Consider the following 25,515-nt stretch of genomic DNA (forward strand, 5'->3'; position numbering starts at 1 on the left):
TCGAGAGTCAGCGCGTCAGATCACGCAGATCGGCGACGTGCGGCGAGACCGACGGGTCAAGGCCGAGCCCCAGTGCGACGTAGGTGGAGGCGAAGTCCACCGTCGCGATGTGGTCGGCCAGCTGCACCACCGGATCTCCGGGACCGGCCACGGACTGCATCACCCGCACTCCCGCTGAGCGCGCGGTCGACATCACCGCTTCCGTCAGAGCCGCCAGGCTCCCCGGCGGTGGGGTCTGCTCGTCCTGCACCTCCTCGGCCGGATGCTCGCGCAGCACCCACAGGCCCAGTGGTGGGGTGCTCGGCGCGTCGAGGAAGGGATCGGCGAAGATCCCCGAGGTGGACGGGCCGGTGCGACGTTCCCGCAGCTCCCCCTCGGGCTCGTCGAAGTGGTGCGGCTCCCAGGTGCTGGTATCGACCTGGCCCAGCCGGATGCGCAGCGGGTCGTAGGTGCCCGGCCTCGTCCCCCCGGGACCGGGGTCGGCCGCGCCGCTGTCGGTGAAGGGACCATCCAGGCAGGCCACGATCTGGCTGGCCGCATCCGGAAGCTCGCCGAAGGCGGCCGGGATGCGCGCGGTACGGGCGAGCATCGCGCTGGCCCGGGCGGCGGCGACCCCACCCAACGGCCCCTGGCCCAGCACCATCGGCACGGTCTCGGCCAGCTGGACCGCCAGCATCTTGGCTGGGTTGACGAAGCTCTCGGAGGAGGGGCGGTAGCTCTCCGCGCTCTCGTCCAGGCGGCCGGCCACCTCGAGCAGGACGCTGTGGCTGCACGAGATCAGGCCGAGGTGGTCGCGGTCGAACGCCAGCAGCACGGGCGTGAGCAGCGACCACAGGGCGGTGCGGCTGTTGACACGGTCGCGGCCCACGCCGACATGGACACCGCGCGCACGAGCGCAGACCTCGGCCAGCGGCGAGTCGGCCGCCCCCACGGTGAGCAGTGCGGCTCCCCGCCGAGCCGCCTCAGCGGCCACGGCGAGGGGGCCGGGCGCACGGCCGGAGAGGGACACGGCAACCACCACGTCCAAGGGCCCGACCCACCCTGGCAGCGGCAGGTTCCGCCGTGCCTGCACCGGGACCGGGGACCCGGGCTCGGCCAGCAGCTCCAGCACGTCGGCCACCACACTTGAGCCACCCAGTGCCGCCACCAGGACCGAGCGGGGGCGCTCGCCCGAGCCCAGACGGTCGACTCCTGCCTCGTGGGACAGGGTGAGGGCCTCGCGGGTCTGCGCCCCGGCGGTGGCCAGAGCCCGCAACGTCCCGCGGCTGTCCTTGAGCTCGAGCTCCTCGACGTCGTCGAGGAAGGCCTCGTCAATGTGCGGCGCCATCCTCGCCTCCCCGGACACCGACCACCGCGGCCTGGTCAGCCAGGAGGACGGGGATCCCCCCGGAGAAGGGGTACTGCCGGCGTTGGCCCGGCGATCCACAGTCGCGGTCACAGACCAGGACCGGCTGCCCGCGGTCGTCGACATCGTCGAGGAGCGGATGCCGGCCCACCGGGCAACGCAGGATCTCGCGGAGCCAGGGTTCGATCGGGGAGCTCATCCGTCCACCGTACTCATCCGGCCTGCGGGCCGCTTCGGGCTCGCGGGCATCCCGCCTCGGCGGCGGTGATCAGCGAACAGACGTGGTCCCGGATCTCGTCCATGGTCTGCGCGTCCGCAGCCTCGACATTCAAGCGCAGCAACGGCTCGGTGTTGCTCGCGCGCAGCGAGAGGCTCCAGAAGCCTGCCTGGCCGGCGACGCTGACCAGGCCCAGGCCGTCGTCGGTGTCGATAGCCACGTGGGGGTCGGCCGCCTCAGCCCACTGCCGCACCCGCTGGATGACGTCCGGGACGTCGGCCACGGTGAAGTTCATCTCGCCGGACTGGACGTAGGGGTCGAAGGGCCGCGCCAGCTCCGACATGGTGACGGGCTCAGCGGACCCACCCAACGCGGCCAGCACGTGCAGCGCTGCGAGCATCCCGGTGTCGGCTCGCCAGAAGTCGCGGAAGTAGTAGTGCCCGGAGTGCTCACCGCCGAAGACCGCGTCGTGCTCGGCCATGGCTTCCTTGACGTAGGAGTGACCGACTCGGGTGCGTACCGGTCGCGCGCCGAGGCGGCGCACGAGCTGCGGCACCGACCGTGAACAGGTGGCGTTGTGCACGATGGTGATGTCCGTGGCCGGAACTCCCCGGGCGCGCTCCTTGTCGATCTCCCGCGCCGCCACCAGAGCGGTCACGGCACTCGCGGTGACCGGCCGTGCCCGTTCGTCGACCACGAAGCAACGGTCGGCATCGCCGTCGAAGGCGAGCCCCAGGTCCGCTCCCTCCCGCAGCACCGCCTGCTGCAGGTCGACCAGGGTGGAGGGGTCCAGCGGGTTGGCCTCGTGGTGGGGGAAGGACCCGTCGAGAGTGAGATGCAGCCCGACCATCTCGCATCCCGACCCGATGGCCCCGAGCACAGCCGGGGCCGTCAGCCCAGCCATGCCGTTGCCGGCGTCGACCACGATGCGCAGCGGTCTCAGGTTCTCCAGATCCACCAGCGAGTGCAGGTAGGCGGCGTAGTCGGGCAACGTGTCCTGCCGTCGTCGCGCCCCGGGACGCGAGGCCGCCAACGCCCCACCGTGCACCTCGCCCCGATCCAGCAGCCACTGGGCCAGGTCCCTCACCTCCGTCAGACCGGAACCCAGCGCCAGGGGGACGGCATCGCTACGGCAGAGCTTGATGCCGTTGTAGGAGGCCGGGTTGTGGCTCGCCGTCACCATGGCCCCCGGAGACCGGTACTTCCCGCTGGCGAAGTAGAGCTGGTCCGTCGCGCACTCACCGATGTCGAGCACGTCCACGCCCCCCGCGCTCACCCCGCCGGCGAAGGCCTCGGCCAGCTCCGGCGACGAGGCACGCATGTCGCGACCCAGCACCATCTGCTCGTGACCGCCGGGACGCACGACGACGTGAGCGAAGGACAGTCCGAGAGCCCGGCTCACCCCAGGCGTCAGCTGGCCCGGAACGAGCCCACGCACGTCATGAGCCTTGGTCAGCGCGAAGAGGTCAGGCACGCCGGGAGGCTACCGGTCCCGCAGCACACGCAGGTGACCGCGTCGCCTCCCGTCAGTCGGGCCCGCCCCGTGAGTCGAACCCGCCCCGTGAGTCGGGCCCGCCCCGTCGGTCGGCACCGCTTGGGCGCGGCGCTCGCGCACCGCCTCGGCCAGGGCCACCAGGTCGTCCGCGGGGAGAGCGTGACTCTCGGGTGCCTCCAGGCGCACGATGTCCCAGCCCTGAGGAGCGGTCAAGCCGGTTCCGTGGCCGGCGCACAGGTCGTAGGAGTGCGGCTCGGCGTAGGTGGCCAAGGGGCCGAGCACCGCGGTCTGCTCGGCGTAGACGTAGGTCAGGGTCACCACGGCCCCTCGGTCACAAGCGGTCCGGGAGCACTGGCGAGAGATGGTCACGGCACCCCACTGTAGGTGGACCCTGAGACATCGCGGGCTGCACCACGCCGGGCCGACCCCGCGAGGCTTAGGCTCGTCCGGTGGCCGCAGCACGATCCCGGGACAGACACGGCCGGGGGATGCGCGGGCCCCTGGCCTGGCCACGGGTGCCCGTCATGGTCTCGCGCCGCGAGCGCTTCGACGAGGCGGTGCTGGACGCCGTGGCCGAGTTCGAGCGCCGCTGGGGCTCACCGCTTCCCGAGCTGGAAGTGGCGGTCCAGGACGTCCCGGCGAGCGACCCGCACCCCTGGGAGCAAGGCGTGGCGCTGGGCCGGCTCTTCCCGGCCGAGCGCGGCGCCCGGGCTCGCATGGTCATCTACCGGCTCCCGGTGGAGGCGCGCGCAGCTGACCCCTCCGAGGTGGCCACGGTGGTGCACGAGGTGGTCGTGGAGCAGCTGGCGACGATGTTGGGCGTGGATCCCGAGGACTTCCTGTGAAAGCCCGGCCGCTGCCGGGTCGTGCCCGCACGAGGACCTCACGGCACTGCGGGCACCACCGCGAGCACAGGTCGCGTGACCGCCAGGTCCGTCACCGGAAGCACCGAGACCAGGTCGACCGGCACCCGTCTGGCCCCCCGGCCTCCGCCGCGCCTCGCCTCGACGTCGTCCGGCGCGGGCCGTGGCCGGACCTGCGACCGTGCTGTCACCGTCGCGTAGACCTCGCCGGACTCCGGCACCACCCAGACCGCGGCGCCGTCCAGCTCCCGGCTCCACGTGCGCCCGGCGGCAAGGTCTACCGCCTGTGCTTCCACGTCGCCCCCGGCGTCCTGCAGCAGTACCTGTGCCCGACCACCGCGCGGAGCGACCACCTCGAGGCTGTAGTCGACCTGCCCCTGGCCGGGGGGTCGGGGCAGCGGGGTACCACCGAGTGCGCGAAGTGGCGCCATGCCTGGCGACCAAGCCAGGTCGCGCGCGCCCGTCTCGCTCTCCGATGAACGCGTCTGAGCCGCGGCCACGACCGGTCGCTCGCTCGTCACCTCCAGGGCGACGGCCTCGTCGGGCAGCCCACCCACGGAGATGTCCTGCGCCGCCCGGCTCTGCACGACCACCGCCTCCGCATCCACCCGTGCCGGCCCCTCGGGGGTGAGGGCTCGCACCTGGACCACGGTGGCGCGAGAACCGGGCACGGCTGCGCGCACCGTGACGTCCGACCCATCACCGGGCCGGCTGCCGAGCCCCCCCAGTACCTGTGTGGTCGCGGGAGGCCCGACGGGGGTGGTCAGCTGCATCCCGGCATCCGTGTTGCCGTCGAGCCACCGGTCACCGAGGAAGGCAGCCACCGGGCCGGGGCTCGAGGTCACCTCGACGACCGGAGCCCGGACGCCCGGTGCCAGCGCGTCGACGAGGAGGATCTCTCGCTCACCGGGCCCGAGAGCGACGACCGTGCCTGGCGGCTCGCCGGCGTCGGCGCCGGCCTCCGAGGCCGCGCCGAGCACCCCGACGCGGACGTCGACGGCGCTCACACCGGGGTTGACCAGCACGATCCGCTCCGAACGGCCGACCGCACCGCCGCCGGCCACGAGCCAGGAGTGCTCGGCCGGAGCAGGGCAGCCGGTGAGGGACAGGGCCAGACGCTGCTCCTGGTCGCCGTGGTAGAGCTGAGCCGCCCCCAGCCCGGGGGCCAGTGCCCCCTGAGCGTCGACGACGACGGCGTCGGCCTCGTCCAAGCTCGTCCGGGCCATCGAGCCACGGTCGCCGATCTCGCCCACGGGCGCACCGGCGAGCCGGCGCACCGCGACGGCCCCCGCGGTCGCGCCGGGCCTGGTGACGATCCCCGGCAGCGCCTCTTCCGGCGCGCTCACCGCCTCGACCCGGACGTCCTGCGCGATTTCGGGTACGGCGCTGTCGGTCATGCCTCGCTGCTCCGGACCCGGGCACACCAGGCCGGCTCGGTCGACGGGCACCTCGGAGGGCCCGGCAGCCGAGGGTGCGGTGGTGATGGCCGTGGTGCGGTCGCCGAGATGGACCGAGGCCGGGGCGTGAGCCGACCCGACCAGCACGGCGCCGGTGGCGCCGGCGAGCACCGCCGCCCGTGCCGCGCGCCGTCCCGGCCGGAACCTCATGCCCCTCTACCTCGCTCCCTGCCTACGAGCGGCACGGCCGCCACCGCTGCCACCAGAGCGACGCCACCGGTGAGAAGCCACCACCGGAGGTGCGGTGGTGGGACATCGACCACGACCCGCTCAGCCTGCTCCGGGACGGTGTAGCGCACGGGGAAGCCGGGTTCGGGCGTCAGGATCTCCCCGTCCGCCCGCACCTGGGCGACGTGAGCCCAGGCCGCGGGCTCGGAGACCACCAGCATCTCGGGCCCACCGTCGCGCGCGAGCCGGGCCCGTCCGTGCGGCCCGGTGCTGGGCGCGGCGTCGGATCGCTCCCCCGACGAGGCCTCCCACCGCACCCGCGCCCCGGGAGTCTGGGACGCGACGCGCCACAACGCCGTCCCCGGCGCCGAGCTGACCCTGGTCAGCGAGGGGTCCTCGTCGATTCGCCCGACCAGCGCATGGTCCTGCGGGGCGAGGACCGAGACGTAACCGACCGCCAGGTCGGCCAGCTGTTCCCGAGTGAGCCGCGCGTGGTCCGCAGACAAGGCTGCCGGCGTGAGCACCGTGTCCACCGCCCGGGCGACGGGGTCGGCGAGCGCTGCCGCGTCGCCCGGCTGCGTCTGCCCGTCCAGTGGGGGTGCCTGGGCCAGGTCGCGGGCGCGGTCGCGCAGCCAGGGGGAGGGCTCGGCTCCCTGCAGCTGGTAGCGCACCCCGTACACCTCGTTGTCCGTCGGCCCCGCCGCGACGGGAGTCAGCTGCAGCAGCCGGACCTGGCCGGGTCCGCTCAGTCTCTCGGCCACGACCGCCGGCACGGGTGCGTCTGCCGCGTTGAGGTTGCCTGAGCTGGGCGTGACGGCATGGACGGCGGACATGGCGACGGCCGCGACGGCGGCCACGGCCAGCAGAACCGTGCCCAGCGTGGTGCCGCGACCCCGGCGAGCTGAGGTCTCCACCAGCCGGCCCGCCCCGATGCCGCCGGCCATGAAGACGGCCGCGCCCCCCAGGCTCGCGAACGTTCCCGGCCACATCGTGACCCCGAGACCGGCCTCCTCATACCCGGCGGGCAGCTCACCCACCACGAGACGGGAGGCCAGCACGCCCCCGGCAAGCCCGCAGACTCCGGCCAGCGTCAGGCCGGTGGCCAACCGGCCCGCCCGGCGTCCGCCGGGCGCGAGCACGGCGACGACGGCCAGCAGCCAGATGGGCATCACCCACCACATGCTGATCCGCACCGCTCCGGTGGGGTGCATCAGCAACCCCTGCCAACCCGCGAGCGCCTCCGCGCCGGCGACGGTCGAGCCCGCGCCGCCGAAGAGCATCACCGGATCGGAGTGGTACTGCAGCAGATGTGGTCCCAGCAGCACCAGCGGTAGCAGGGCCAGCGCCAGGCCACGCAGGCGCGCCGCCCCCCGCAGGCTGATGAGCAGGACCGCCCCGCCCACGACGCCGACCGCGGTCACCACCGGCACCCACCAGGCGGCTGCGGCGACCAACAGCGCCGTACCGAACGAGGCCGAGGTGCCCTGGCGGCCCGGGCGCAGGCTGAGCACCACGCCGGCCACCAGTGCCGGAGCGATCACGTGCACCAGCGCGGGGCCGAGGCGCCCGGCGTCCACCGCCCCTGTCATCGGGGCCAGGCCCGCCCATCCCAGGGCCAAGGCGGCACGCACCGCCCGCGAGCGCACCACCGCCTTGGCCGACACGTAGGCCACGACCACGCTGAGCACCAGAGACGAGCACAGCAGCCATGCGGTGACCACCGACGCCCCGTGACCTTCGACCGGGCCACCGGGCACCTGCTCGGCCAGCCACGTCAGACCGCTCATCGGCAGGAGCCAGGACGGGCCCTGGCCGGCTTGCCCGAGGCCGGCGCCGGTCCAGCCGAACCACCACGCGGACCACAGATCCGGCGCCGACGCCCCCACACCCAGGACCTCCGAGCCGCGCACCCCCCACCCCTCACCATCCAGCGCACCGGTCAGCTCCCACCACCGCGCGGCGGTGACCGCACACGCCAGAGCGAGCGCCGCGACGAGCGCCGGATTCCACCACCGCGCCGGCTTCGCGTCGGCCTCGGGCGAGGCGAACTCCTCGCAGACGGGCCCGGAGTCCAGGGAGCTACCCGAGCTTTCGGCAGAGGTGCCGCGTACGGCGGGGGCAACGCGCTCCGGGACCGGACCAGGCGAGAACACCTGGCCCGTGACCGGGGCGTCCAGCGGCATCAACCGGGCCGCGGAGCGGGCAGCGCGTCCGGGCTCGAAGACGCTGGCCAGGTCCTTCTCGGAGAGCCTGCCTCGCCCGCGGAAGCGCCAGCGTGCTGCCCACACCCGTCGTGCGGAGATCACCGCTGCCGCTTCGGCCCAGGCCACACCCGCCGCACGCGGTCGTCGCAACAGCAGCATCAGCGCCGTGACCCACAAGGAGCAGGCCAGCATCGCCAGCGCCCTCGGCGGTAGCCGCCACCACGCCGCCCGGGCCAACGCGACCTCCGCCCGCGCCTGCGCTCGCTGACGGACCGGAACCCGAGCACTGCGACCGACCGCGACATCACCATCGCCGGCCGACCCGTCGACCGACACGACGGCGTCCGGCACCACCTGGACGCGGTAACCGTGCAGATGGGCCCGCCAGCACAGGTCCAAGCCCACGACGCTCGGGTGGGCCCGCGGGTCCACGCCGCCGATCTTCTGGACCACGTCGGCGCGCACCACCATGCCTTCGCACGGCACGGCGATGACGTCGCTCCGGTCGTCGAACTGACCCTGGTCGTAGGCACCGACGTCATCGCCCTCAGCCGAGCGACCCCAGCGGGTCACGCGGTGACCGACTCCCACTACGACGCGAGGGGCCGCCGTTCGCACCAGCTTGGGACCCACCGCCGCCACCCGGCCGGAGTCACGCAGCACCGCTGTCATGGCCGCGAGGGCGTCGGCTCGCGGCTGGGCGTCCGCGGGAAGGAACCACAACCAGCTGACATCGTCCGGCCAGGCGTGTTCCACCACGCCTGCGGTCTCCGGGGACACCGCGACCGAGGCCTCCGGCAGCACCCGGACCTGCCCGGATGCGACCAGCGGATGGTGGCCGAGCTCGGCCGCCGGAACTCCGCTCAGCTCCAGGCTGACCCAGCGCACCTCCTCGGCCGTGGGAAGCAGCGCGTCGAACACCGGCGGGGTGGCATCGGACGAAGGCTTACCGCCAGGCCCGGATGGCAGCACCACCACGCCGACTGAGCCGCGGCGCTCGTCACGGGACGCCCGGGTCGCCGACTCGGTCAGGGCAGAAGCGCTCAGACGGCTCGCTTCTTCAGCTTGCGACGCTCACGCTCGGACAAGCCCCCCCAGATGCCGAATCGCTCATCGTGGGCAAGTGCGTACTCGAGGCACTCAGCGGTCACCTCACACCCGACACACACCTTCTTGGCCTCGCGGGTCGACCCCCCCTTCTCCGGAAAGAACGCCTCAGGGTCGGTCTGGGCGCACAGCGCACGCTCCTGCCACGACGCCTCGTCCCCACCCTCGGTCGTCAACAATGACACCATGTCCAAATCGTGCACGGCTCCTCCTCAACCCTCGCCAGCACCACGGCACCACGGTGCTGCTCGATGAGAACCCCGCGGTACGCCTAAATTACACGCGTGTCATCCTTTCCCGTCAACCCCGGATCTGCTACAACCCCACGCGACTCATGTGACACGTTGTCCACCAACCAGAATGGACCCCATGCACATCACTGTGTTGGCCGGCGGTGTCGGCGGCGCCCGCTTCGTGCGCGGCCTGCGCCACCACCTCGACACCATGGGAGAGGCGTACGACCCCGCGACCGGCAGTGGCAGCACCGTCACCGTCATCGGCAACACCGGCGACGACATCACCATCGCCGGACTGCGGGTGTGCCCGGACCTGGACACCCTCTTGTACACCCTGGGGAGCGCCGTACACGAGGAACAGGGTTGGGGACGGGCCGACGAGGCCTTCCGCGCCCAGCAGGAGCTCGACGCGCTGGAAGTCGGACCTTCCTGGTTCGCCCTCGGCGACCGCGACCTGGGCACCCACGTCGCTCGCAGCCACTGGCTGGCCGAAGGCGTTCCGCTCAGCCAGGTGACCGCGCGCCTGGCGCGCCGCTGGGGCCTGACGCAGGCGGGCATCGCCCTGTTGCCCGCCACGGACGAGCCGATCGAGACGCACGTCGTTCTCAGCGCGGACCCGGGCGGTCGTCCCGGTGAGGACCCCGGCGAGAGAGCCGTGCACTTCCAGCAGTGGTGGATCCAGATGCAGGCACAGGCCCCCGCTCTCCGGTTCGTCGTGGCCGGGCTCGCCCGCGCCACGCCCGGCCCCGGCGTCCTGGAGGCCATCCGGAAGGCCGACGTGGTGCTGCTTCCGCCGAGCAACCCGGTGGTCTCCATCGGCATCATCACCAGCATCCCCGGCGTACGGGACGCGCTGCGGGGCACCCGCGCGCCGGTCGTCGGCGTCTCCCCCATCATCGGTGGGGCCCCCGTGCGCGGACACGCTGACGCGTGTCTGAGCGCGCTCGGCGTGCCGGTCACGGCAGCCGGAGTGGCCGGGCTCTACCGGGACTTCCTCAACGGCTGGCTCGTCGACTCCGCGGACGGCGGCGAGGACTACGGTGCGCTGCCCATGAGGGCCCGAGACCTCCACATGCGCGACGTCGGCAGTGCGGGGGAGATTGCGCAGGCCGCCATCGCCCTGGCCGAAGTCGTGCGCTGATGCGCGAACCGTCGCCGGAGGAGACGGCCGGCTCCACCGTAGGCAGCCTCACCGTGACGCCCCTGCCGGGTATGCCCGAGGTCACGGCGGCTCACGACCTCGCCCGGCTGCTGCGCGACGCGCTGGAGCGGGCCGGGGTGGTGCTGCGCGACGGTGACGTACTCGTCGTCTCCAGCAAGGTGGTCTCCAAGGCCCTCGGGCTGCGCTCGAGCACCACGGATGAGTATCCCGCTCCGGATGACGCTGGAGGCCGTGATGAGATCGTGCTGGAACAGAGCACCCGCGTGGTGGCCGAGCGGGCGACGCCGTCGGGCACGACGAGGATCGTGACCTCTCGGTCGGGCCCGGTCCTGGCGGCGGCGGGGGTGGACGCCTCGAACACCGGCCCCCACGGCGGATCTCTCATCCTGCCCAGCGATCCCGACCTGGCCGCCCGCACCCTGTATGCGGACCTGCTCACCGCGTACGCGCCGGTGCCCCTGCCCCGTATCGGGGTGCTGCTGAGCGATACCGCGGGCCGCCCCTGGCGCGAGGGTCAGGTCGACTTCGCGCTCGGTGCCTGCGGGGTGGAGGTGCTCGAGGACCTGAGAGGGCGCAGCGACGCCGACGGTCGGATGCTGTCGGTCACCGCGCGGGCCGTGGCGGACGAGATCGCTGCGGCCGCCGACCTGGTGAAGGGCAAGAGAGCGGCGATTCCCGCCGTGGTGGTCCGAGGGCTGGCCCACGCGGTCACCACGCCCGCTGCGGTGGGTGCGCGTGCCTTGCTCCGACCGGCGTCGAGCGACTGGTTCACCTTGGGCACCGCGGAGTCGGTCCGTGCAGCCCTGGGAGCACCGCCCGGCTCCGAGCGGGCGGCTGCGGTCGGGATCACCTCCACCGGCGAGGAGGATCTCGCCACCCGTCTGCGGCGCTGCGTCGACCTCGCCCTGCTCGAGATCGACCCGCCGGTCGACTACGCCGCAGTCGCGGTCGGCGACCGCGTGCTCGAGGTCAGCCTCGAGGATCCCTACCGCTGTGGCCGGGCCGTGGCCAGGCTCGAGGTGGCGCTGCACAGCGAGAACCTGCACGACTGGCGGGTCGAGCGGGTCACCGCGTCGGCAGGTGTGACGGCACCGACATCCGAGGCCCCCGCCGTTCCGGACTGAACCGCCCCAGCTCGACCAGCCGCTGCACGCGGTACCGGTGGGGTGCGTAGGGGGCGAGCAGCTCGGCCAGCCCAGCGTCGTCCCGTGGCTCACCGGTCAGGGCGTAGCCGATGTTCTTGGCCACGTGGTAGTCCCCGAAGCTGACGGCGTCGGCGTGACCCAGGGCCCGCTGAGCGGTCTCGGCGACCGTCCACAACCCCACTCCCGGCACCGCGCGGAGGCGACGGCTGGCCCTCTCGGCGTCGAGCAGCGCCAGCTCCTCCAACCGGTCGGCCATCCTCACCACGCGCATCACCGTGTCCGAACGCTGCGGGCTGATTCCCATCCGCAGCCACTCCCAGGAGGCGATGCGCGCCACCTGAGCGGGGGTAGGCGGCACGTACAGGCCCATCGCGGCCCCCGGACCCGGTGCCGGAGCCCCGAAGCGTCGCACCAGGCGCCGCTGCCCGGCGAACGCCTCGGCACCGGTGACCTTCTGCTCCACGATCGCCGGGATGAGCGACTCCATCACCAACCCGGTGCGTGGCACCCGCCAGCCGGGCCGGGCGAGGTGGACCCGCCGCAGCGCCGGATGGCGCACCCGGAACCCCGAGGGGTCGTCGCCTTCGCCGAGCATGGCGGGCAGGCGGTGGAGGAGCCGGTCGACCACCTCCGGCTCTCCCCACGCCTGGGCGAGCACCTCCCCCGGCGATGTCCGCACCGAAACGGCCAGGGTCGCGCAGCCTGTGCTGGTGCTGATCCCACGGAAGAGCCAGTGCCCGCGGCGGCGCCAGGTGGGGTCGCCGGCACCCCGGCGCAACGGCCCCCAGGTGGCCTCCAGGTCCACCTCCCGCCCTGGTCGCCAGACCCGCCTGCGCTCAGGCCGGACGGGAAGAGCGCACATGCTCCCAGCCTCGCATGCGGGCGCGGCGCCGCCGTGCACTACATTGTGCGCGTGCCGACCCCTGCCGACGTGCTGGCTGGACTGATCGAGGAGGACTCTTCGCGTCCCGCGTTGACCTTCTACGACGACGAGCCGGGCCCGACCCAGCACGAGCGCATCGAGATCTCCCGCAAGGTGCTGGGCACGTGGGTGGCCAAGGCAGCCAACGCCCTGCAAGAGGGTTTCGACGCCGAGCCGGGCACCCTGGTGCGCCTCGATATCCCCGTTCCTCATTGGCGGATGGCGTACTGGGCCTTCGCCGCGTGGTCGGTCGGCGCCACCGTGACCCTGGACACCTTCGAAGGGGCGGACGTACTCGTGACGACGGACCCCGCCTCCCCGGAGGCGGCGGACGCGGACGAGGTGGTCGCCGTGTCCCTGCCGGCGCTGGCCCGGGCCTTCGACGGCGACCTGCGGACCGGGGTCATGGACGAGGCACGTGAGATCTCCTCCTTCGCCGACACGTTCACCCCGTGGACCGGACCCGAGGCCGGGGATGTGGCGCTGGTCGCCGGAGGTGAGCGGACGAGATATGCCGACCTCGTGACGCGCGCCCGCGAGCGTTCCGGCCCGGCATCCGGACGTCTGCTGGTCACCGAGCGGGACCCGGCCACCTTCTTGCAGGCGGTGCTGGGCGGCCTGGCCGCCCACGGCTCGGTGGTGATGGTGCGCGGCGCCGACGTCGACCAGCAGGACCCGCGCATGCAGAGCGAAGGCGTCGACGCCCGCTTCGTCTGAGGGGCACTATCCTCGGCGCTATGGACAAGGTCGTCGAGCGTCCCGAGGACGCCCTGCGCGGGGTCACCGACGGGATGACGCTGGCTGTCGGCGGCTTCGGCCTGTGCGGTGTGCCCTCGGTGCTCATCGCACAGCTCCTCCGCTCCGGCACCGCTGACCTCGAGGTGGTCTCCAACAACGCGGGGGTCGACGACTGGGGGCTGGGCCTGCTCCTCGCGGCGGGGCGGATCCGGCGGATCATCGCCTCCTACGTGGGAGAGAACAAGGAGTTCGCTCGGCAGTACCTGAGCGGGGAGCTGGAGGTCGAGCTCACCCCGCAGGGGACGCTGGCCGAGAAGCTGCGCGCGGGCGGCGCCGGCATTCCGGCGTTCTACACCGCCACCGGAGTGGGCACCCAGGTCTCGGACGGCGGCATGCCGTGGCGCTACGACACCCAGGGTCAGGTGCGGGTCTCCTCCCCGGCCAAGGACCGCAGGGTGTTCCACCACCTCGGCGGTGACCCCCAGGAGTACGTGCTGGAGGAGTCGATCGCGGCCGACTTCGGGCTGGTGCGCGCCTGGAAGGGAGATCGGCACGGCAACCTCCTCTTCCGAGCCAGCGCGCGCAACTTCAACCCCATGTGCGCCATGAGCGGACGCGTGAGCGTGGCCGAGGTCGAGGAGCTGGTCGAGCCCGGCGTCCTGGCACCGGACGAGGTGCACCTGCCCGGCATCTACGTCCAGCGGGTGCTGCCGCTGACGCGTGAGCAGGCCGGTGAGAAGAGGATCGAGAAACGCACCACCCGGCCGGGACCGGCTCGGGAGCAGGAGCAGGAGCGCGAGCACTGAGATGGCACTGAACCGGGAGCAGATGGCCGCGCGGGCGGCCCGGGAGCTGCACGACGGTGACTACGTCAACCTCGGGATCGGCCTGCCGACCCTGGTGCCGAACTACGTCGCGCAGAACGTGGAGCTGGTACTGCAGTCCGAGAACGGCATCCTCGGTGTCGGCGCCTACCCCGTCGAGGGCGAGGAGGATCCGGACCTGATCAACGCGGGCAAGGAGACCGTCACCGTGCGCCAAGGGGGGTCGTTCTTCGACTCCGCCATGAGCTTCGGCATGATCCGTGGCGGCAAGGTGGATGCCGCCATCCTGGGCGCGATGCAGGTCTCGGCGGCCGGGGACATCGCCAACTGGATGATTCCCGGCAAGATGGTCAAGGGGATGGGCGGCGCGATGGACCTCGTGCACGGAGCCAAGAAGGTCATCGTCCTGATGGAGCACACCGCCAAGGACGGTAGCCCGAAGATCCTGAACGAGTGCACGCTGCCCATCACCGGACTGGGATGCGTGCAACGGATCATCACCGACCTCGCGGTGATCGACGTGAGCGAGGAGGGCCTGCTGCTCCGGGAGCTGGCGCCGGGGGTCAGCGAGCAGGAGGTGCGCGCACGCACCGACGCGGACCTGGGCGTGGCGGAGGCGGAGGGCTAGGCGCGGCGTGGGCGCACGCCGACCAGGAAGCCCGCACCCCAGCTCAGGTGCATGGTGGCCAGCACCAGCGGAACCTTGCGCCGCACCGGCCACGGCTCATGGGCGGCGATGGTCAGCCCACCGACCGTGACCGCCAAGGCGTAGCCGCCGGGCAACAGCGCCAGGGGCGGCCACCACGCCGCGCCGACCGCACCCCCCGCCACGAGAGCGACGACGACCGGTGGAGCCAGGTACCGCGCGTTCAACGCCCCCCGGTGCTCGGCGGCCAGTCGTCGACGCCACTGCCCGGTGGCGAAGAACTGGGCTGCGAGCCCACGCAAGGAGCCACGGGGGCGGTAGGTCACACAGACGTCGGGGCTGAACCACACCAGCCCACCGGCTTGCCGGATCCGCAGGTTCATCTCCCAGTCCTGGGCACGCTCGTAGTCCGTGCTGAAGCCACCGACGCGCTGCAGCCACTCCCTGCGGAAGACGCCCGGAAAGACCGTATCGGCGGGGCCGGCCTGCCCACCGACCCGGAACCGCGCGCCCCCCATGCCCAGCCGGGACCCCATGCCGAGGGCAACCGCCCGCTGGGTCCGGCTCACCCCTCTCGGGACCGCCCGCCCGCCGACGTTGGCGGCACCGGTGCGCAGCAAGATGGCCACCGCCGTGCTCAGGTAGTCCGGGGGCAGGGCCCCGTGGGCATCCACCCGGGCCACGATCGGATGGCGGGTGGCGGCGATCGCAGCGTTGAGCGCCTGCGGGGTGCGCCCGGTGGGGTTGTCGACGATCCGCACCCGTGGCTCCCGCGCGACCAGGCGCTGGGCCACCTCACGGCTGGCGTCGGTGCTGCCGCCCAGGGCGATCACCACCTCCATCTCGCCCGGGTAGTCCTGACCGAGGACCGAGCCCAGGGACTCCGCCAGGTGCCGGGCCTCGTTGCGCACCGGCATCACCACCGAGACTGGGGGATTGGCCGCGTCGTCCTGCGAAGGCTCATCGGGCGGCACCCCGGCAGGGTAGCGGCAGTGGGCCACGTTTCTCACCTACCCTGGCCGAATGCCGCATCGCCCAGAGGACGACTGGACGCGACCGATGCCGCGCACTCCACGCGCGCCGGACGGCAACCAGGGCCCGCCGCCCTCGTGGGAAGACGACTGGACCACCGACCGGCAGCGCCGCGAGCGCGACGACGGGTGGCCTCAGGAAGGCGGGCACACCGACCCATGGCAGGACGAGCAGTGGGACGGCGACGGCTGGCCGGACGACCGGCGGCCACGCGACGGCCGCGGGTCCCCACCAGGTCAGCGCTCGCGGTACGGCTCCCGGCACCCACGACGGCCGCGCTACGGCCTTCGCCGGGTCAGCGTCTTGGTCCTGCTGGTCATCGGGCTCTATGTCGCCGCGATGGTCTGGGCCGTAGCGGCGAGCTGGCTGGCGATCGGTGAGGTGGACGCCACGCCGACCACCGAGAACCGGCCCGGGTCCGCCTCCGGCAGCAACATCCTCCTGGTCGGCACCGACTCGCGGTCGTCACTGACTCGCGAGCAGCGCAACGAGCTGAAGACCGGCCACACGGAGGGCTCCCGTGCCGACACGATCATGCTGTTGCACCTGCCTTCCGGCGGGGAGCCGACCCTGGTGTCCATTCCCCGGGACTCCTACGTGGACATCCCGGGCCGCGGCATGAACAAGATCAACGCGGCCTACTCCAACGGCGGGCCCCCACTGTTGGTCGACACGGTGGAGCAGTCCACCGACCTGCCCGTGGACGGCTATCTCGAGGTCGGCTTCGACGGCTTCGTGGACGTGGTGGCCGCGGTCGGCGGGGTCGAGATGTGCCTGCCCGAGCCGGTGGTCGAGGAGCGGAGCGACCTCGACCTCCCGGCCGGCTGCCAGGACCTGGAGGGCAAGGACGCGCTGAACTACGTCCGCATGCGCTACTCCGACCCCCGCGGAGACCTGGGCCGCGTGGAGCGCCAGCGGGAGTTCCTCAGCTCCCTGGTCGGGGAGATGACCAGCCCCTCGACCCTGTTGGTCCCGTGGGAGCTGCACGCCGCCGGAACGGCGACCGGAGCCTCCCTGCGCCGGGGCGAGGACACCTCGGCCTGGGAGATGACCAGGGTGGGGCTCGCGATGCGCTCGATCTCGGGCGGCTCGGGGCAGTCGATCACGGTGCCCATCGCGGACACCGACTACGCCACGGCGGCGGGGAGCACGGTGCTCTGGGACGAGGCGGAGGCCGGCGAGCTCTTCGAGGCCCTGCGCGAAGGCGAGCCCCTGACGGTCGAGCCGTAGCCGCCGTGGGCGGTCATCTCGCGTCAGCGCAGCATCTGACGGGCCATCACCATGCGCTGGATCTGGTTGGTCCCCTCGTAGATCTGGGTGATCTTGGCGTCGCGCATCATCCGCTCCACCGGGAAGTCGCTGGTGTAGCCGGCACCACCGAGCAGCTGCACGGCGTCCGTGGTGATCTCCATGGCCACGTCCGAGCCGTAGCACTTGGCCGCCGCCCCGAAGAACGGCAGGTCGTCGTCGCCGCGCTCTGACTTGGCTGCCGCCACGTAGACCATCTGCCGCGCCGCCTCGAGCTTCATGCCCATGTCGGCCAGCATGAACTGCACACCCTGGAAGTCGGCGACGGCCTTGCCGAACTGCCGGCGCTCCTTGACGTAGGCCAGCGCCTGAGCCAGTGCACCGGCAGCGATGCCGACCGCCTGGGCGCCGATCGTGACCCTGGTGTGGTCCAGCGTGGCCAAGGCGATCTTCAGCCCCTCGCCCCGCCGGCCGACGAGGCGGTCACCGGGGATCGTGCAGTCGGTGAACAGCAGCTCGCGGGTCGGTGAGCCCTTGATGCCGAGCTTGCGCTCCGGGGGTCCCAGCTCGAATCCCTCGTCGTCACCGTGCACCACGAAGGCGCTGATGTTGCGGCCTCGCTCGCCCTCGGGATCGGTCACGGCCATCACCGTGTAGTAGGCGGACTCCCCGGCGTTGGTGATCCAGGACTTCTGGCCGTTGAGCGTGAACGAGCCGTCTGCGTTCTCGATGGCCTTGCAGGCCATGGCACTGGTATCGCTCCCCGCGGCGGCCTCGGACAGCCCGTAGGAGAACATGGCCTCGCCACGGGCCACCAGCGGCAGGTACCGCCGCTTGACCTCCTCGCCCGCCGCCAGGATCACAGGCTGCGTGCCCAGCTTGTTGACGGCCGGGATGAGCGAGGAGCTGGCGCAGACGCGGGCGACCTCTTCGATGACGATGCAGGTCGCCAGCGCGTCGGCGCCGACCCCGTCGTAGTCCTCGGCGATGTGAGGGGCATGGAAGTCGGTGGCTCGCAGGGCGTCGTAGGCCTCCGTGGGAAACCGGGACCGAGCGTCGACGTCGGCCGCATGCGGAGCGACCTTGTCGGCGCAGAGCTCACGGACCGCCTCGCGCAGGGCAACGTGGTCCTCGGACAGCCGGAAGAGGTCGAAGCCGCTCACGGGTTCACTGTACGACCGCGCACTCGCTCGCCCTTGGCGTGTGCCTGGTCGCGCAGGTCAGCGGCGAAGGCCGTCAGCGCCCGGGAGATCCGCGCAGCCTCGGCGTCGGAGCCGCTGGCCAGGATGCGAGCCGCGAGCAGCCCGGCGTTCCGGGCCCCGCCGATGGAGACGGTCGCGACCGGCACACCTGCGGGCATCTGCACGATCGACAGCAGTGAGTCCATCCCGTCCAGGTAGCTCAGCGGCACCGGGACGCCGATCACCGGCAGCGTGGTCACCGAGGCCAGCATGCCCGGAAGGTGGGCGGCGCCCCCGGCTCCGGCGATGACCACGCGCAGCCCACGCTCGGCGGCACGGCTGCCGTACTCGATCATCTCCAGCGGCATGCGGTGAGCCGAGACCACGTCCGGTGCACAGGAGATGCCCAGCTCGGCCAGCACCAGCGCAGCCTGCTCCATCACCGGCCAGTCGCTGTCGCTGCCCATGACCAGGCCGACCGGCGCGGGCTCGTCCGCGCCGGCCGAGCCCGGTCCACCCGTCGATTCGCTCATCTGGTGACCACTCCTCGAAGGTAGTCGGCGGCGTGGCCCGCCCGGGCTCGAAGGTCCTCCAGGTCGGAGCCCCCGACGTTCACGTGGCCGATCTTGCGGCCGGGGCGCACCTGCTTGCCGTACAGGTGCAGGCGCAGGGCAGGGTCACGTGCCATCAGGTGCCGGTAGGCGGAGTAGAGCTCCGGCTCAGAGCCCCCCAGGACGTTGGCCATCACGCTCCACCGGTCGCGGGCACGGGTGGCCCCCAGCGGAAGGTCCAGCACCGCTCGCAGGTGCTGCTCGAACTGGCTGGTGACCGCGCCGTCGATGGTCCAGTGCCCGCTGTTGTGGGGACGCATCGCCAGCTCGTTGACCACGAACCCGGGCTCCCCGGGCGCGCTGAGCTCGAACATCTCCACGGCCATCACTCCGGTGACCTCGAGCTCACCCGCGATGCGCAGCGCCGCCGCGGTCGCCTCGGTCGCAACCTGGTGGGTCAGCCCCGGAGCCGGCGCGAGCACCTCGGTGCAGATCCCGTCCTGCTGCACGGTCTGCACGACCGGCCAGGTCGCCGCCTGGCCGCTGGGGCTGCGGGCCACCAGCACGGCGAGCTCGCGCCGGAAGTCGACCTTCTCCTCCAGCAGGACACCCTCGGGGCTGCCGTCGCCGTCGCGCGCGGTACGGGCTCGCGCGAGCCAGTCCTGGGCCTCCTCGGACGCCGAGATGACCCGCACACCCTTACCGTCGTAGCCGCCGCGGGCCGCCTTCATCACCACCGGCCAGCCCACTCGGGCACCGAAGTCCTCGACCTGCTGCTGCTCGCGGGCCACCGCCCAGCGCGGGCAGGGGACGCCCATCTGCGTCAACCGGTCTCGCATCGCGATCTTGTCCTGCGCGTACCGCAGGGCCGAGGGGTCGGGGTGCACACTCACCCCCGCGGCCTGGACCGCGTGCAGGACGCGGCCGGGCACATGCTCGTGGTCGAACGTCACCACGTCGCAGGAGCGGGCGAAGTCGACCACGGCATCGAGGTCGTCACAGGCACCGACGGGGCTGTGTGGCACGACCAGAGCGGCCGAGGCGGTCGGCGACTCGGCCAGGACGGACAGCGTCAGCCCGAGCGCGACCGCGGGAGGCTGGCACATCCGGGCGAGCTGCCCGCCGCCGACGATGCCGACCACGGGGAAGCCTCCCGGCGTGCGCTGCGGCTGGGGGCCACGGGTGCGCTGCGAGGTGGACGTCACGGTCAGCCAGCCTAGTAGGCCGGACACGTATGCTGCGGCGGTGACCAGCCGCTCCCGCCTGCTCGTGCGGCGCGTGCGTCACTGGTACGACCTGCTCGCCCGTGAGGTGGCCAAGTTCGGCGTCGTCGGACTCTGTGCCTTTGTGCTGGACACCGTCTTGTACAACTACTTCGTCTTCGGCATCCCCGGCACCAGCGAGGCGGGAATGTTCGCCGACATGCCGCTGCGGGGCAAGATCGCCGCCACCGTGTTCTCCACCACCTTCGCCTGGGTCGGCAACCGCTACTGGACCTTCCGGCACCGGCGTCGCGCCGCTCGCGCTCAGGAGTTTCTTCTCTTCGTGGCGGCCAACATCGTCGGCCTCGCCATCGCCCTGGCCTGCCTGGGTTTCTCGCGGTACGGCCTCGGGCTGGACAGCCAGCTCGCGGACAACGTCAGCGGCAACGGGATCGGTCTGGTGCTCGGGACCCTGTTCCGCTTCTGGGCCTACCGGAGCTATGTGTTCGCGGCGTCACCGACCCACGGGGCACGGAGCACCGCTACCGGGCCGGCTCCATCGAGATATACAGGGCGAAGACTGCCGGCTTCGCCTGGGCGAGCTCCAACCGCCCCCCGAACGACTCCGCCGTCTCCCGCGCCACGGCCAGACCCAGGCCGGTCCCGGATCCGCTCGTAACCGCCCGGTCGAAGACACGGCGAGCCAGCTCCGGGTCCATCCCGGGCCCCTCGTCCCGCACCTCCAGCAGTGCCGACGGTCCGGAGCGCGCGGCGGCGACCTGCACCAGCCCGTCACCGTGCTGCAACGAGTTCTCCACCAGCGTGTTGAGAATCTGCGAGACCGCGGAAGAGCTGGAGCGCACGATCATGGCCCGCTCGGCGCGCACCACGATCTGTCGTCCCCGAGCCTGGAAGGACGGCGTCCATTCCTGCTCGAGCGCCGAGAGAACAGTATCCAGCGAGACCGAACGCCCCCCGTCGGCGTGACCGGCCCGGGTGCGGTGCAGCAGGTCGTCGACCACACTGGCCAGGCGCTCGGTCTGGCCCATGGCGATCTGCGCCTCGTGCTTGGCGACATCGAGGTCGTCGGTGTGCACGACCTCCTCCAGACGGAGCGAGAGGGCAGCCAAGGGAGTGCGCAGCTGGTGGGAGGCGTCGGCGGCGAAGGAGCGCTCCGAGCTCAGGGCGCGCGCCAGGGTGGTCTGCGAACGGGCCATGATGTTCCGCACGGTGTCGATCTCGTCCAGACCGGTACGCCCGGATGGCTCCACGTCCTGGCCCTCCGGCGGCGGATCGGCGGTGAAGGCGCCGGTACCGAAGTCGTCGGCCTGCTGCGCCAGGTCCTGCAGGGCCAGGGTCAACGTCGCGACGGTCCGGTCGATCAGCACCAGCGCCGTCGGCACCACCACCGCGACCGTGATCACCACGCCCAGGACGAAGGACACGTACGGAAGCCATCCCGGTTCGATGTCGACGGTGGCCCACGGCGTGAGGTTCTTCGCCAACGCGAAGAACAGCATCGTCAACCCTAAAGCGACTCCGGCTCCCGCGAGGGCGACGACGACAGCGATTCGTCGGAGTTCTCGACGCACGTACTCAGAGGTTCATTGCTCGGGTTCGTTTTGAAAGCGGAACCCTACGCCGCGCACCGTCACGATGTATCGAGGATTGTTTGCGTCGTCGCCGAGCTTTCGACGAAGCACCGAGATGTGCATATCCAGGGTCTTGGTCGACCCGAACCAGCTGTCCCATACCTCGAGCATCAAGGTCTCTCGCGGGACTACGCGGCCCTCTTCGCGCGCCAGCACGCGCAGCAGGTCGAACTCCTTGGCGGTCAGCGCCACTTCCTGCCCCCGGAAGAATGCCTGACGAGCCTTGGTGTCGATGGTGATCGGCCGGTCTCCCCCATCGCGCTGGTCGTTCCCTCGCCGCAGCAGTGCTCGCACTCGCGCCAGCAGCTCGGCGAGCCGAAACGGCTTGGTCACGTAGTCGTCGGCGCCGGCGTCGAGACCGACCACCGTGTCCACCTCGTCCCCCCGGGCGGTCAGGATCAGCACTGGCGAGGTCAAACCCTCCTGTCGGATACGGCGGCAGACCTCCAGCCCATCGAGGTAGGGCAGGCCGATGTCCAGGATCACCAGGTCAGGGGCCTCCCCCTCGGTCGAGGTCAAGGCGGCCCGGCCGTCCTCCGCGACATCGACGGAGTACCCTTCTCGGCGCAGTGCACGGGAGAGAGGCTCTGAGATAGTCTCGTCGTCTTCAGCCAGCAATACGCGCATCATAAATAGAATACTAGACGCTTGGGGCCTCTCCCGGATGCCATGAGGGGTGGCGTTTTTCGTTGAATGCCGCTATCCCTTCTACCCGCTGGTCGTGAACCACGGCCCGTCGCCAATAGTCGTCCTCGCACTCCAGTGCCTGTTCCAGGCCCAGATCGGCTCCGTCGCGCATCGCCGCTTTGGCGTAGCGCACCGCCGCCGGGGAGTTCTCGCTGATGCCCCAGGCCCGCTGCAGCGCCACGCGCCGTGCCTCCCCGGGCGCGGCGACCTCGTCCACCACGCCCAGTCGGCTCGCCTCCTCGAGCCCGACGCGGCGAGCGCTGAACACCATCCCGGCGGCCCGCGACCATCCGACCCTGCGGGTGAGCAGCTGGGTCCCACCTCCGCCGGGGACCAGCCCCACCCGGACCTCGGGGAGCGCGAAGACCGCCCCGGCCGAGGCCACGACGAGGTCACAGGACAACGCCAGCTCGAAGCCACCGCCGAGGGCGTAGCCCGCCACGGCCGCGATCGCGGGCACCGGCAGGTCGAGCACGGAGGCATAGGCTGCCCGGCTGACCTCGCGGTGGGCCAGCAGCTCGTCGGTGCTCATCGACGATCGTTCCTTCAGATCGGCCCCGACGCTGAACGCCCGAGCCGAGCTGCTGGTCAGCACCACCGCTCGGACGGTGGCATCGTGAGCCAGGCGCGCCATCGTCGCCGTCAGCTCACGCGCCATGTCGGTGCAGATCGCGTTCAGCGCCTGCGGACGGTCCAGCGTCACCTCCACCACCGGCCCGTCGGCAGGCTCGCGGCGGAGCACCACCATCGCGGCCGGAGCGCTCACGAACCCACCCCTGCGACCGGTGCGGTCGCCCGCAGATGCACCACGTCGCCGGCTCGATGCACCTGGGTGCCGGTGAGGGTCTGGAGGACCAGGGCACCTTCGTCGGTGGTCCCGGTGACCGTCCCGCACGAGCGTCCACCACCGGGGAGCTCCACCCGGACGCGCCGTCCAACGGTGTCGCAGCGCCTCAGGTAGGCGGCGGCCGCCGCCGACGGGTCCACGCTGAGCTGCTCGAGGAGCCCACCCAGAGCCTCGAGGTAGCTCGCCAGCCAGCTCTGGCGCACCTCACGCGGCAACGAAGGCAGGCCCAGGCCCAGACGCCACGAGGTGGCCTCCGGCACCGGTAGGTCGTCCACGCCCTGGTCGATGTTCAGGCCGGCGCCCACCACGACGACCGGCCCCGCCGCGTGCGCCAGCACCCCGCATACCTTGCCGGGTCGGGGCGACGTCACCCTCGGGCTATCCGGCGCCGTCACCCCGGCGGGCACGAGCACGTCGTTGGGCCATTTGAGCACCGTCGGCAACGCCAGCTCGTGCTGCGACAGGGCGCGGGCCACAGCGAGCCCCGCCAGCAGCGGCACCCAGCCGGCTCGCTCCGGGCTGGGAGCGCGGACTGCGGCGCTGACGGCCAGCGCCATGCCGGGGGGAGCAACCCAACGCCGGCCTCGCCGGCCCGAGCCCTCGCTCTGGTGCTCGGCGACCACCACCGAACCCGGCCGCGGGTCCGCCAGCAGACGGGCGTTCGTCGAGTCGATGGTGGTGTGCCACTGCGGGCGCGTCCAAGGCTGACTCACCATCGCAGCAAGGCTAGGTTATCCGGATGGACGACTCCACCCTGGGCGCGAACGCCGACATGCGCACCACCGCGGGCCGGCTGGCAGACTTCCGTCGACGCCTCGACGAGGCCGTGCATGCGGGGTCGGAGCGGGCGGTGGACAAGCAGCACGCCCGTGGCAAGCAGACGGCCCGCGAGCGCATCGAGCAGCTCTTGGACGAGGGGTCCTTCACCGAGCTGGACGAGCTGGCCCGGCATCGGTCGACGAACTTCGGCCAGGAGAACTTCCGCCCCTACGGCGACGGCGTGGTGACCGGGTACGGCACCGTCGACGGGCGCGGTGTGGCCGTGTTCGCCCAGGACTTCACCGTGTTCGGCGGTTCGCTCGGGGAGGTCTTCGGCGAGAAGATCGTCAAGGTCATGGACCTCGCTCTCAAGGTCGGGTGCCCGGTCATCGGGATCAACGACTCCGGCGGTGCGCGGATCCAGGAGGGGGTGGCGGCGCTGGGGCTGTACGCCGAGATCTTCAAGCGCAACGTGCACGCCTCCGGCGTCATCCCGCAGATCTCGCTGGTCCTCGGCCCGTGCGCAGGGGGTGCGGTCTACTCGCCGGCGATCACCGACTTCATCGTCATGGTGGAGAAGACGTCCCACATGTTCATCACGGGACCGGACGTGATCAAGACGGTGACCGGAGAGGACGTGAGCTTCGAGGAGCTGGGCGGTGCCCACTCGCACAACTCGCGCTCCGGTGTCGCGCACTATGCGGCCTCCGACGAGCAGGAGGCGATCGCCTACGTCCAAGACCTGCTCTCCTTCCTGCCGCAGAACAACCTGGAGGATCCGCCCGCCTTCGACTCAACACCACAGATGTCGGTCACCGAGGAGGACGAGGAGCTCGACACGCTCGTCCCCGACTCGGCGAACACCCCGTACGACATGGTGGAGGTCGTCGAGCACGTGCTCGACGACGGGGAGTTCCTGCAGGTGCAGGAGCGGTTCGCACCGAACATCGTGGTGGGCTTCGGCCGCGTCGAAGGGCGTTCGGTCGGTGTCGTGGCCAACCAGCCGCTGCAGCTGGCCGGGACGTTGGACATCGACGCCTCGGAGAAGGCGGCCCGTTTCGTGCGCACCTGTGACGCTTTCAACCTGCCCATCCTCACCTTCGTCGACGTCCCGGGTTTCCTCCCCGGAACCGACCAGGAGTGGGGAGGCATCATCCGCCGGGGGGCCAAGCTGCTCTACGCCTACGCCGAGGCCACGGTGCCCCTGGTCACGGTGATCACCCGCAAGGCCTACGGCGGCGCCTACGACGTGATGGGCTCGAAGCATCTGGGCGCGGACATCAACCTGGCCTGGCCCTCGGCTCAGATCGCCGTGATGGGAGCACAAGGGGCCGCCAACATCCTCTATCGCAAGCAGCTGGCGCAGGTCGAGCAGGAGGGAGGGGATGTCGCGGCCGAGCGAGCCAAGCGGATCCAGGAGTACGAGGACACCCTGGCCAACCCTTACACCGCGGCCGAGCGCGGTTTCGTGGACGCGGTCATCGCTCCCTCCCAGACTCGGGTCCAGGTGGTCAAGGCACTGCGCACGCTGCGCACCAAGCGTGCCCACCGGGCCCCCAAGAAGCACGGGAACATCCCACTGTGAGCGGCGCACCGAGCCAGGGACCCACCGAAGACGGGCCCGACATCCTGATCACTGGCCGGCCGTCGGCGGCCGAGACGGCAGCGGTCGTCGCGGCCCTCGTCGCGGTCAGCCAGGCCCCTGCGGGTGACCGGCCCTCGGTGAGCGAGCAACGAAGCCTGTGGAACTCGCGCATCCGGGCGACGCGCCCGCCGCTGAGCCCGGGCCCGGGGGCCTGGCAGGCGACCCGCCTGCCCCGCTAGCGG

The 25,515-nt window shown here is 71.9% G+C and carries 25 protein-coding genes and 1 pseudogene; 10 read left to right on the forward strand and 16 right to left on the reverse strand.

Features of this window, described 5'->3' with window-relative positions; genetic code table 11:
* Window positions 1–7 precede the first annotated feature (7 nt).
* Genes VJ976_RS09495 through VJ976_RS09510 form a run of 4 tightly spaced genes read right to left on the reverse strand, consistent with a single transcriptional unit; the run spans window position 8 to window position 3,426 of the window.
* On the reverse strand, window positions 8–1,327 hold the full coding sequence (locus VJ976_RS09495; protein ID WP_324099969.1) for an SIS domain-containing protein: 1,320 nt from the start codon (window positions 1,325–1,327) through the stop codon (window positions 8–10).
* Window positions 1,311–1,544 carry a hypothetical protein gene (locus VJ976_RS09500; RefSeq protein ID WP_324099970.1) on the reverse strand — a complete coding sequence of 78 codons (234 nt, stop codon included), beginning with the start codon at window positions 1,542–1,544 and terminating at the stop codon, window positions 1,311–1,313. The genes VJ976_RS09495 and VJ976_RS09500 overlap by 17 nt, the downstream gene beginning before the upstream one ends.
* Window positions 1,545–1,557: 13 nt before the next feature.
* Window positions 1,558–3,036 carry a phosphomannomutase/phosphoglucomutase gene (gene manB, locus VJ976_RS09505; protein ID WP_324099971.1) on the reverse strand — a complete coding sequence of 493 codons (1,479 nt, stop codon included), beginning with the start codon at window positions 3,034–3,036 and terminating at the stop codon, window positions 1,558–1,560.
* Window positions 3,037–3,045: 9 nt separating this feature from the next.
* Window positions 3,046–3,426, reverse strand: a complete 381-nt coding sequence (locus VJ976_RS09510; RefSeq protein ID WP_324099972.1) for a DUF3499 domain-containing protein — start codon at window positions 3,424–3,426, stop codon at window positions 3,046–3,048.
* 80 nt (window positions 3,427–3,506) lie between these two features.
* Here VJ976_RS09510 and VJ976_RS09515 point away from each other — a divergent pair, with 80 nt between their 5' ends.
* The gene (locus VJ976_RS09515) at window positions 3,507–3,902 is read left to right on the forward strand and encodes a metallopeptidase family protein (RefSeq protein WP_324099973.1); all 396 of its coding nucleotides are present in this window, start codon (window positions 3,507–3,509) and stop codon (window positions 3,900–3,902) included.
* Between the two features lie 38 nt (window positions 3,903–3,940).
* Here the strand turns inward: VJ976_RS09515 and VJ976_RS09520 are convergent, their stop codons facing one another.
* From VJ976_RS09520 to VJ976_RS09530, 3 genes are all read right to left on the reverse strand, one after another.
* Window positions 3,941–5,527, reverse strand: coding sequence for a DUF5719 family protein (locus VJ976_RS09520; protein ID WP_324099974.1), 1,587 nt, complete (start codon window positions 5,525–5,527; stop codon window positions 3,941–3,943).
* Entirely contained in the window at window positions 5,524–8,724 is a 3,201-nt protein-coding gene (locus VJ976_RS09525) for a hypothetical protein (protein ID WP_324099975.1), read from the reverse strand. Before VJ976_RS09525 ends, VJ976_RS09520 begins: the two co-directional genes overlap by 4 nt.
* 68 nt (window positions 8,725–8,792) lie before the next feature.
* Window positions 8,793–9,044 carry a WhiB family transcriptional regulator gene (locus VJ976_RS09530; RefSeq protein WP_324099976.1) on the reverse strand — a complete coding sequence of 84 codons (252 nt, stop codon included), beginning with the start codon at window positions 9,042–9,044 and terminating at the stop codon, window positions 8,793–8,795.
* A gap of 181 nt (window positions 9,045–9,225) precedes the next feature.
* On the opposite strand from VJ976_RS09530, the gene cofD reads away from it, so the two are divergent.
* Both cofD and cofE read left to right on the forward strand, forming a co-directional pair.
* Window positions 9,226–10,233, forward strand: coding sequence for a 2-phospho-L-lactate transferase (gene cofD, locus VJ976_RS09535; RefSeq protein ID WP_324099977.1), 1,008 nt, complete (start codon window positions 9,226–9,228; stop codon window positions 10,231–10,233).
* Window positions 10,233–11,378, forward strand: a complete 1,146-nt coding sequence (gene cofE, locus VJ976_RS09540; RefSeq protein ID WP_324099978.1) for a coenzyme F420-0:L-glutamate ligase — start codon at window positions 10,233–10,235, stop codon at window positions 11,376–11,378. The genes cofD and cofE overlap by 1 nt, the downstream gene beginning before the upstream one ends.
* Here the strand turns inward: cofE and VJ976_RS09545 are convergent.
* The gene (locus tag VJ976_RS09545) at window positions 11,320–12,261 is read right to left on the reverse strand and encodes a DNA-3-methyladenine glycosylase 2 family protein (RefSeq protein ID WP_324099979.1); all 942 of its coding nucleotides are present in this window, start codon (window positions 12,259–12,261) and stop codon (window positions 11,320–11,322) included. The genes cofE and VJ976_RS09545 overlap by 59 nt on opposite strands.
* 51 nt (window positions 12,262–12,312) lie before the next feature.
* Between VJ976_RS09545 and VJ976_RS09550 the strand changes: the two genes are divergently transcribed.
* From VJ976_RS09550 to VJ976_RS09560, 3 genes are read left to right on the forward strand one after another with little or no spacing between them, the layout of a single operon-like run.
* Window positions 12,313–13,038, forward strand: a complete 726-nt coding sequence (locus tag VJ976_RS09550; protein ID WP_324099980.1) for a TIGR03089 family protein — start codon at window positions 12,313–12,315, stop codon at window positions 13,036–13,038.
* 20 nt (window positions 13,039–13,058) lie between these two features.
* Complete coding sequence (locus VJ976_RS09555) at window positions 13,059–13,865, forward strand: CoA transferase subunit A (RefSeq protein ID WP_324099981.1); 807 nt, start codon at window positions 13,059–13,061, stop codon at window positions 13,863–13,865.
* Between the two features lies 1 nt (window position 13,866).
* A complete protein-coding gene (locus tag VJ976_RS09560; RefSeq protein ID WP_324099982.1) occupies window positions 13,867–14,511 on the forward strand; it encodes a CoA transferase subunit B in 645 nt (214 codons plus the stop codon).
* Here the strand turns inward: VJ976_RS09560 and VJ976_RS09565 are convergent.
* Window positions 14,508–15,503, reverse strand: coding sequence for a glycosyltransferase family 2 protein (locus VJ976_RS09565; RefSeq protein WP_324099983.1), 996 nt, complete (start codon window positions 15,501–15,503; stop codon window positions 14,508–14,510). The two genes, VJ976_RS09560 and VJ976_RS09565, sit on opposite strands and share 4 nt — an antisense overlap.
* A 49-nt stretch (window positions 15,504–15,552) precedes the next feature.
* Here VJ976_RS09565 and VJ976_RS09570 point away from each other — a divergent pair, with 49 nt between their 5' ends.
* Window positions 15,553–16,791 carry an LCP family protein gene (locus tag VJ976_RS09570; RefSeq protein ID WP_324099984.1) on the forward strand — a complete coding sequence of 413 codons (1,239 nt, stop codon included), beginning with the start codon at window positions 15,553–15,555 and terminating at the stop codon, window positions 16,789–16,791.
* Between the two features lie 23 nt (window positions 16,792–16,814).
* Here the strand turns inward: VJ976_RS09570 and VJ976_RS09575 are convergent, their stop codons facing one another.
* From VJ976_RS09575 to VJ976_RS09585, 3 genes are read right to left on the reverse strand one after another with little or no spacing between them, the layout of a single operon-like run.
* Window positions 16,815–17,972, reverse strand: coding sequence for an acyl-CoA dehydrogenase family protein (locus tag VJ976_RS09575; RefSeq protein ID WP_324099985.1), 1,158 nt, complete (start codon window positions 17,970–17,972; stop codon window positions 16,815–16,817).
* Window positions 17,969–18,523, reverse strand: coding sequence for a 5-(carboxyamino)imidazole ribonucleotide mutase (gene purE, locus VJ976_RS09580; RefSeq protein ID WP_324099986.1), 555 nt, complete (start codon window positions 18,521–18,523; stop codon window positions 17,969–17,971). Before purE ends, VJ976_RS09575 begins: the two co-directional genes overlap by 4 nt.
* Complete coding sequence (locus VJ976_RS09585; RefSeq protein ID WP_324099987.1) at window positions 18,520–19,746, reverse strand: 5-(carboxyamino)imidazole ribonucleotide synthase; 1,227 nt, start codon at window positions 19,744–19,746, stop codon at window positions 18,520–18,522. Before VJ976_RS09585 ends, purE begins: the two co-directional genes overlap by 4 nt.
* Between VJ976_RS09585 and VJ976_RS09590 the strand changes: the two are divergent.
* Window positions 19,673–20,239 (forward strand): annotated as a pseudogene (locus tag VJ976_RS09590) (GtrA family protein); the annotation flags it as partial. The gene VJ976_RS09585 and the pseudogene VJ976_RS09590 overlap by 74 nt on opposite strands.
* A 46-nt stretch (window positions 20,240–20,285) precedes the next feature.
* Here the strand turns inward: VJ976_RS09590 and VJ976_RS09595 are convergent.
* The 4 genes from VJ976_RS09595 to VJ976_RS09610 all read right to left on the reverse strand — a co-directional run bounded on the left by VJ976_RS09595 (window position 20,286) and on the right by VJ976_RS09610 (window position 23,645).
* Window positions 20,286–21,263 (reverse strand): HAMP domain-containing sensor histidine kinase, encoded by a 978-nt coding sequence (locus VJ976_RS09595; RefSeq protein ID WP_324099988.1) that lies wholly within the window; start codon window positions 21,261–21,263, stop codon window positions 20,286–20,288.
* A gap of 84 nt (window positions 21,264–21,347) precedes the next feature.
* Complete coding sequence (locus VJ976_RS09600) at window positions 21,348–22,025, reverse strand: response regulator transcription factor (protein ID WP_324099989.1); 678 nt, start codon at window positions 22,023–22,025, stop codon at window positions 21,348–21,350.
* 10 nt (window positions 22,026–22,035) lie between these two features.
* Entirely contained in the window at window positions 22,036–22,848 is an 813-nt protein-coding gene (locus VJ976_RS09605; protein ID WP_324099990.1) for an enoyl-CoA hydratase/isomerase family protein, read from the reverse strand.
* Entirely contained in the window at window positions 22,845–23,645 is an 801-nt protein-coding gene (locus VJ976_RS09610; protein ID WP_324099991.1) for a biotin--[acetyl-CoA-carboxylase] ligase, read from the reverse strand. The genes VJ976_RS09605 and VJ976_RS09610 overlap by 4 nt, the downstream gene beginning before the upstream one ends.
* 23 nt (window positions 23,646–23,668) lie before the next feature.
* Between VJ976_RS09610 and VJ976_RS09615 the strand changes: the two genes are divergently transcribed.
* Both VJ976_RS09615 and VJ976_RS09620 read left to right on the forward strand, forming a co-directional pair.
* On the forward strand, window positions 23,669–25,273 hold the full coding sequence (locus tag VJ976_RS09615) for an acyl-CoA carboxylase subunit beta (RefSeq protein ID WP_324099992.1): 1,605 nt from the start codon (window positions 23,669–23,671) through the stop codon (window positions 25,271–25,273).
* Window positions 25,270–25,512: an acyl-CoA carboxylase epsilon subunit gene (locus VJ976_RS09620; protein ID WP_324099993.1), complete on the forward strand. Its 243-nt coding sequence runs from the start codon at window positions 25,270–25,272 to the stop codon at window positions 25,510–25,512. Before VJ976_RS09615 ends, VJ976_RS09620 begins: the two co-directional genes overlap by 4 nt.
* The last annotated feature ends 3 nt before the right edge of the window (window positions 25,513–25,515 follow it).

The organism is Ornithinimicrobium sp. (assembly GCF_035267225.1).
GTDB lineage: Bacteria > Actinomycetota > Actinomycetes > Actinomycetales > Dermatophilaceae > Ornithinicoccus.

Excerpts from the sequence above, each read along its gene's own strand:
- VJ976_RS09495 (WP_324099969.1), bottom strand. The coding sequence starts at position 1,327 with ATGGCGCCGCACATTGACGAGGCCTTCCTCGACGACGTCGAGGAGCTC.
- VJ976_RS09500 (WP_324099970.1), bottom strand. The coding sequence starts at position 1,544 with ATGAGCTCCCCGATCGAACCCTGGCTCCGCGAGATCCTGCGTTGCCCG.
- VJ976_RS09520 (WP_324099974.1), bottom strand. The coding sequence starts at position 5,527 with ATGAGGTTCCGGCCGGGACGGCGCGCGGCACGGGCGGCGGTGCTCGCC.
- VJ976_RS09530 (WP_324099976.1), bottom strand. The coding sequence starts at position 9,044 with ATGGTGTCATTGTTGACGACCGAGGGTGGGGACGAGGCGTCGTGGCAG.
- cofD (WP_324099977.1), top strand. The coding sequence starts at position 9,226 with ATGCACATCACTGTGTTGGCCGGCGGTGTCGGCGGCGCCCGCTTCGTG.
- cofE (WP_324099978.1), top strand. The coding sequence starts at position 10,233 with ATGCGCGAACCGTCGCCGGAGGAGACGGCCGGCTCCACCGTAGGCAGC.
- VJ976_RS09545 (WP_324099979.1), bottom strand. The coding sequence starts at position 12,261 with ATGTGCGCTCTTCCCGTCCGGCCTGAGCGCAGGCGGGTCTGGCGACCA.
- VJ976_RS09555 (WP_324099981.1), top strand. The coding sequence starts at position 13,059 with ATGGACAAGGTCGTCGAGCGTCCCGAGGACGCCCTGCGCGGGGTCACC.
- VJ976_RS09560 (WP_324099982.1), top strand. The coding sequence starts at position 13,867 with ATGGCACTGAACCGGGAGCAGATGGCCGCGCGGGCGGCCCGGGAGCTG.
- VJ976_RS09570 (WP_324099984.1), top strand. The coding sequence starts at position 15,553 with ATGCCGCATCGCCCAGAGGACGACTGGACGCGACCGATGCCGCGCACT.
- purE (WP_324099986.1), bottom strand. The coding sequence starts at position 18,523 with ATGAGCGAATCGACGGGTGGACCGGGCTCGGCCGGCGCGGACGAGCCC.
- VJ976_RS09595 (WP_324099988.1), bottom strand. The coding sequence starts at position 21,263 with ATGCTGTTCTTCGCGTTGGCGAAGAACCTCACGCCGTGGGCCACCGTC.
- VJ976_RS09600 (WP_324099989.1), bottom strand. The coding sequence starts at position 22,025 with ATGATGCGCGTATTGCTGGCTGAAGACGACGAGACTATCTCAGAGCCT.
- VJ976_RS09610 (WP_324099991.1), bottom strand. The coding sequence starts at position 23,645 with ATGGTGAGTCAGCCTTGGACGCGCCCGCAGTGGCACACCACCATCGAC.
- VJ976_RS09615 (WP_324099992.1), top strand. The coding sequence starts at position 23,669 with ATGGACGACTCCACCCTGGGCGCGAACGCCGACATGCGCACCACCGCG.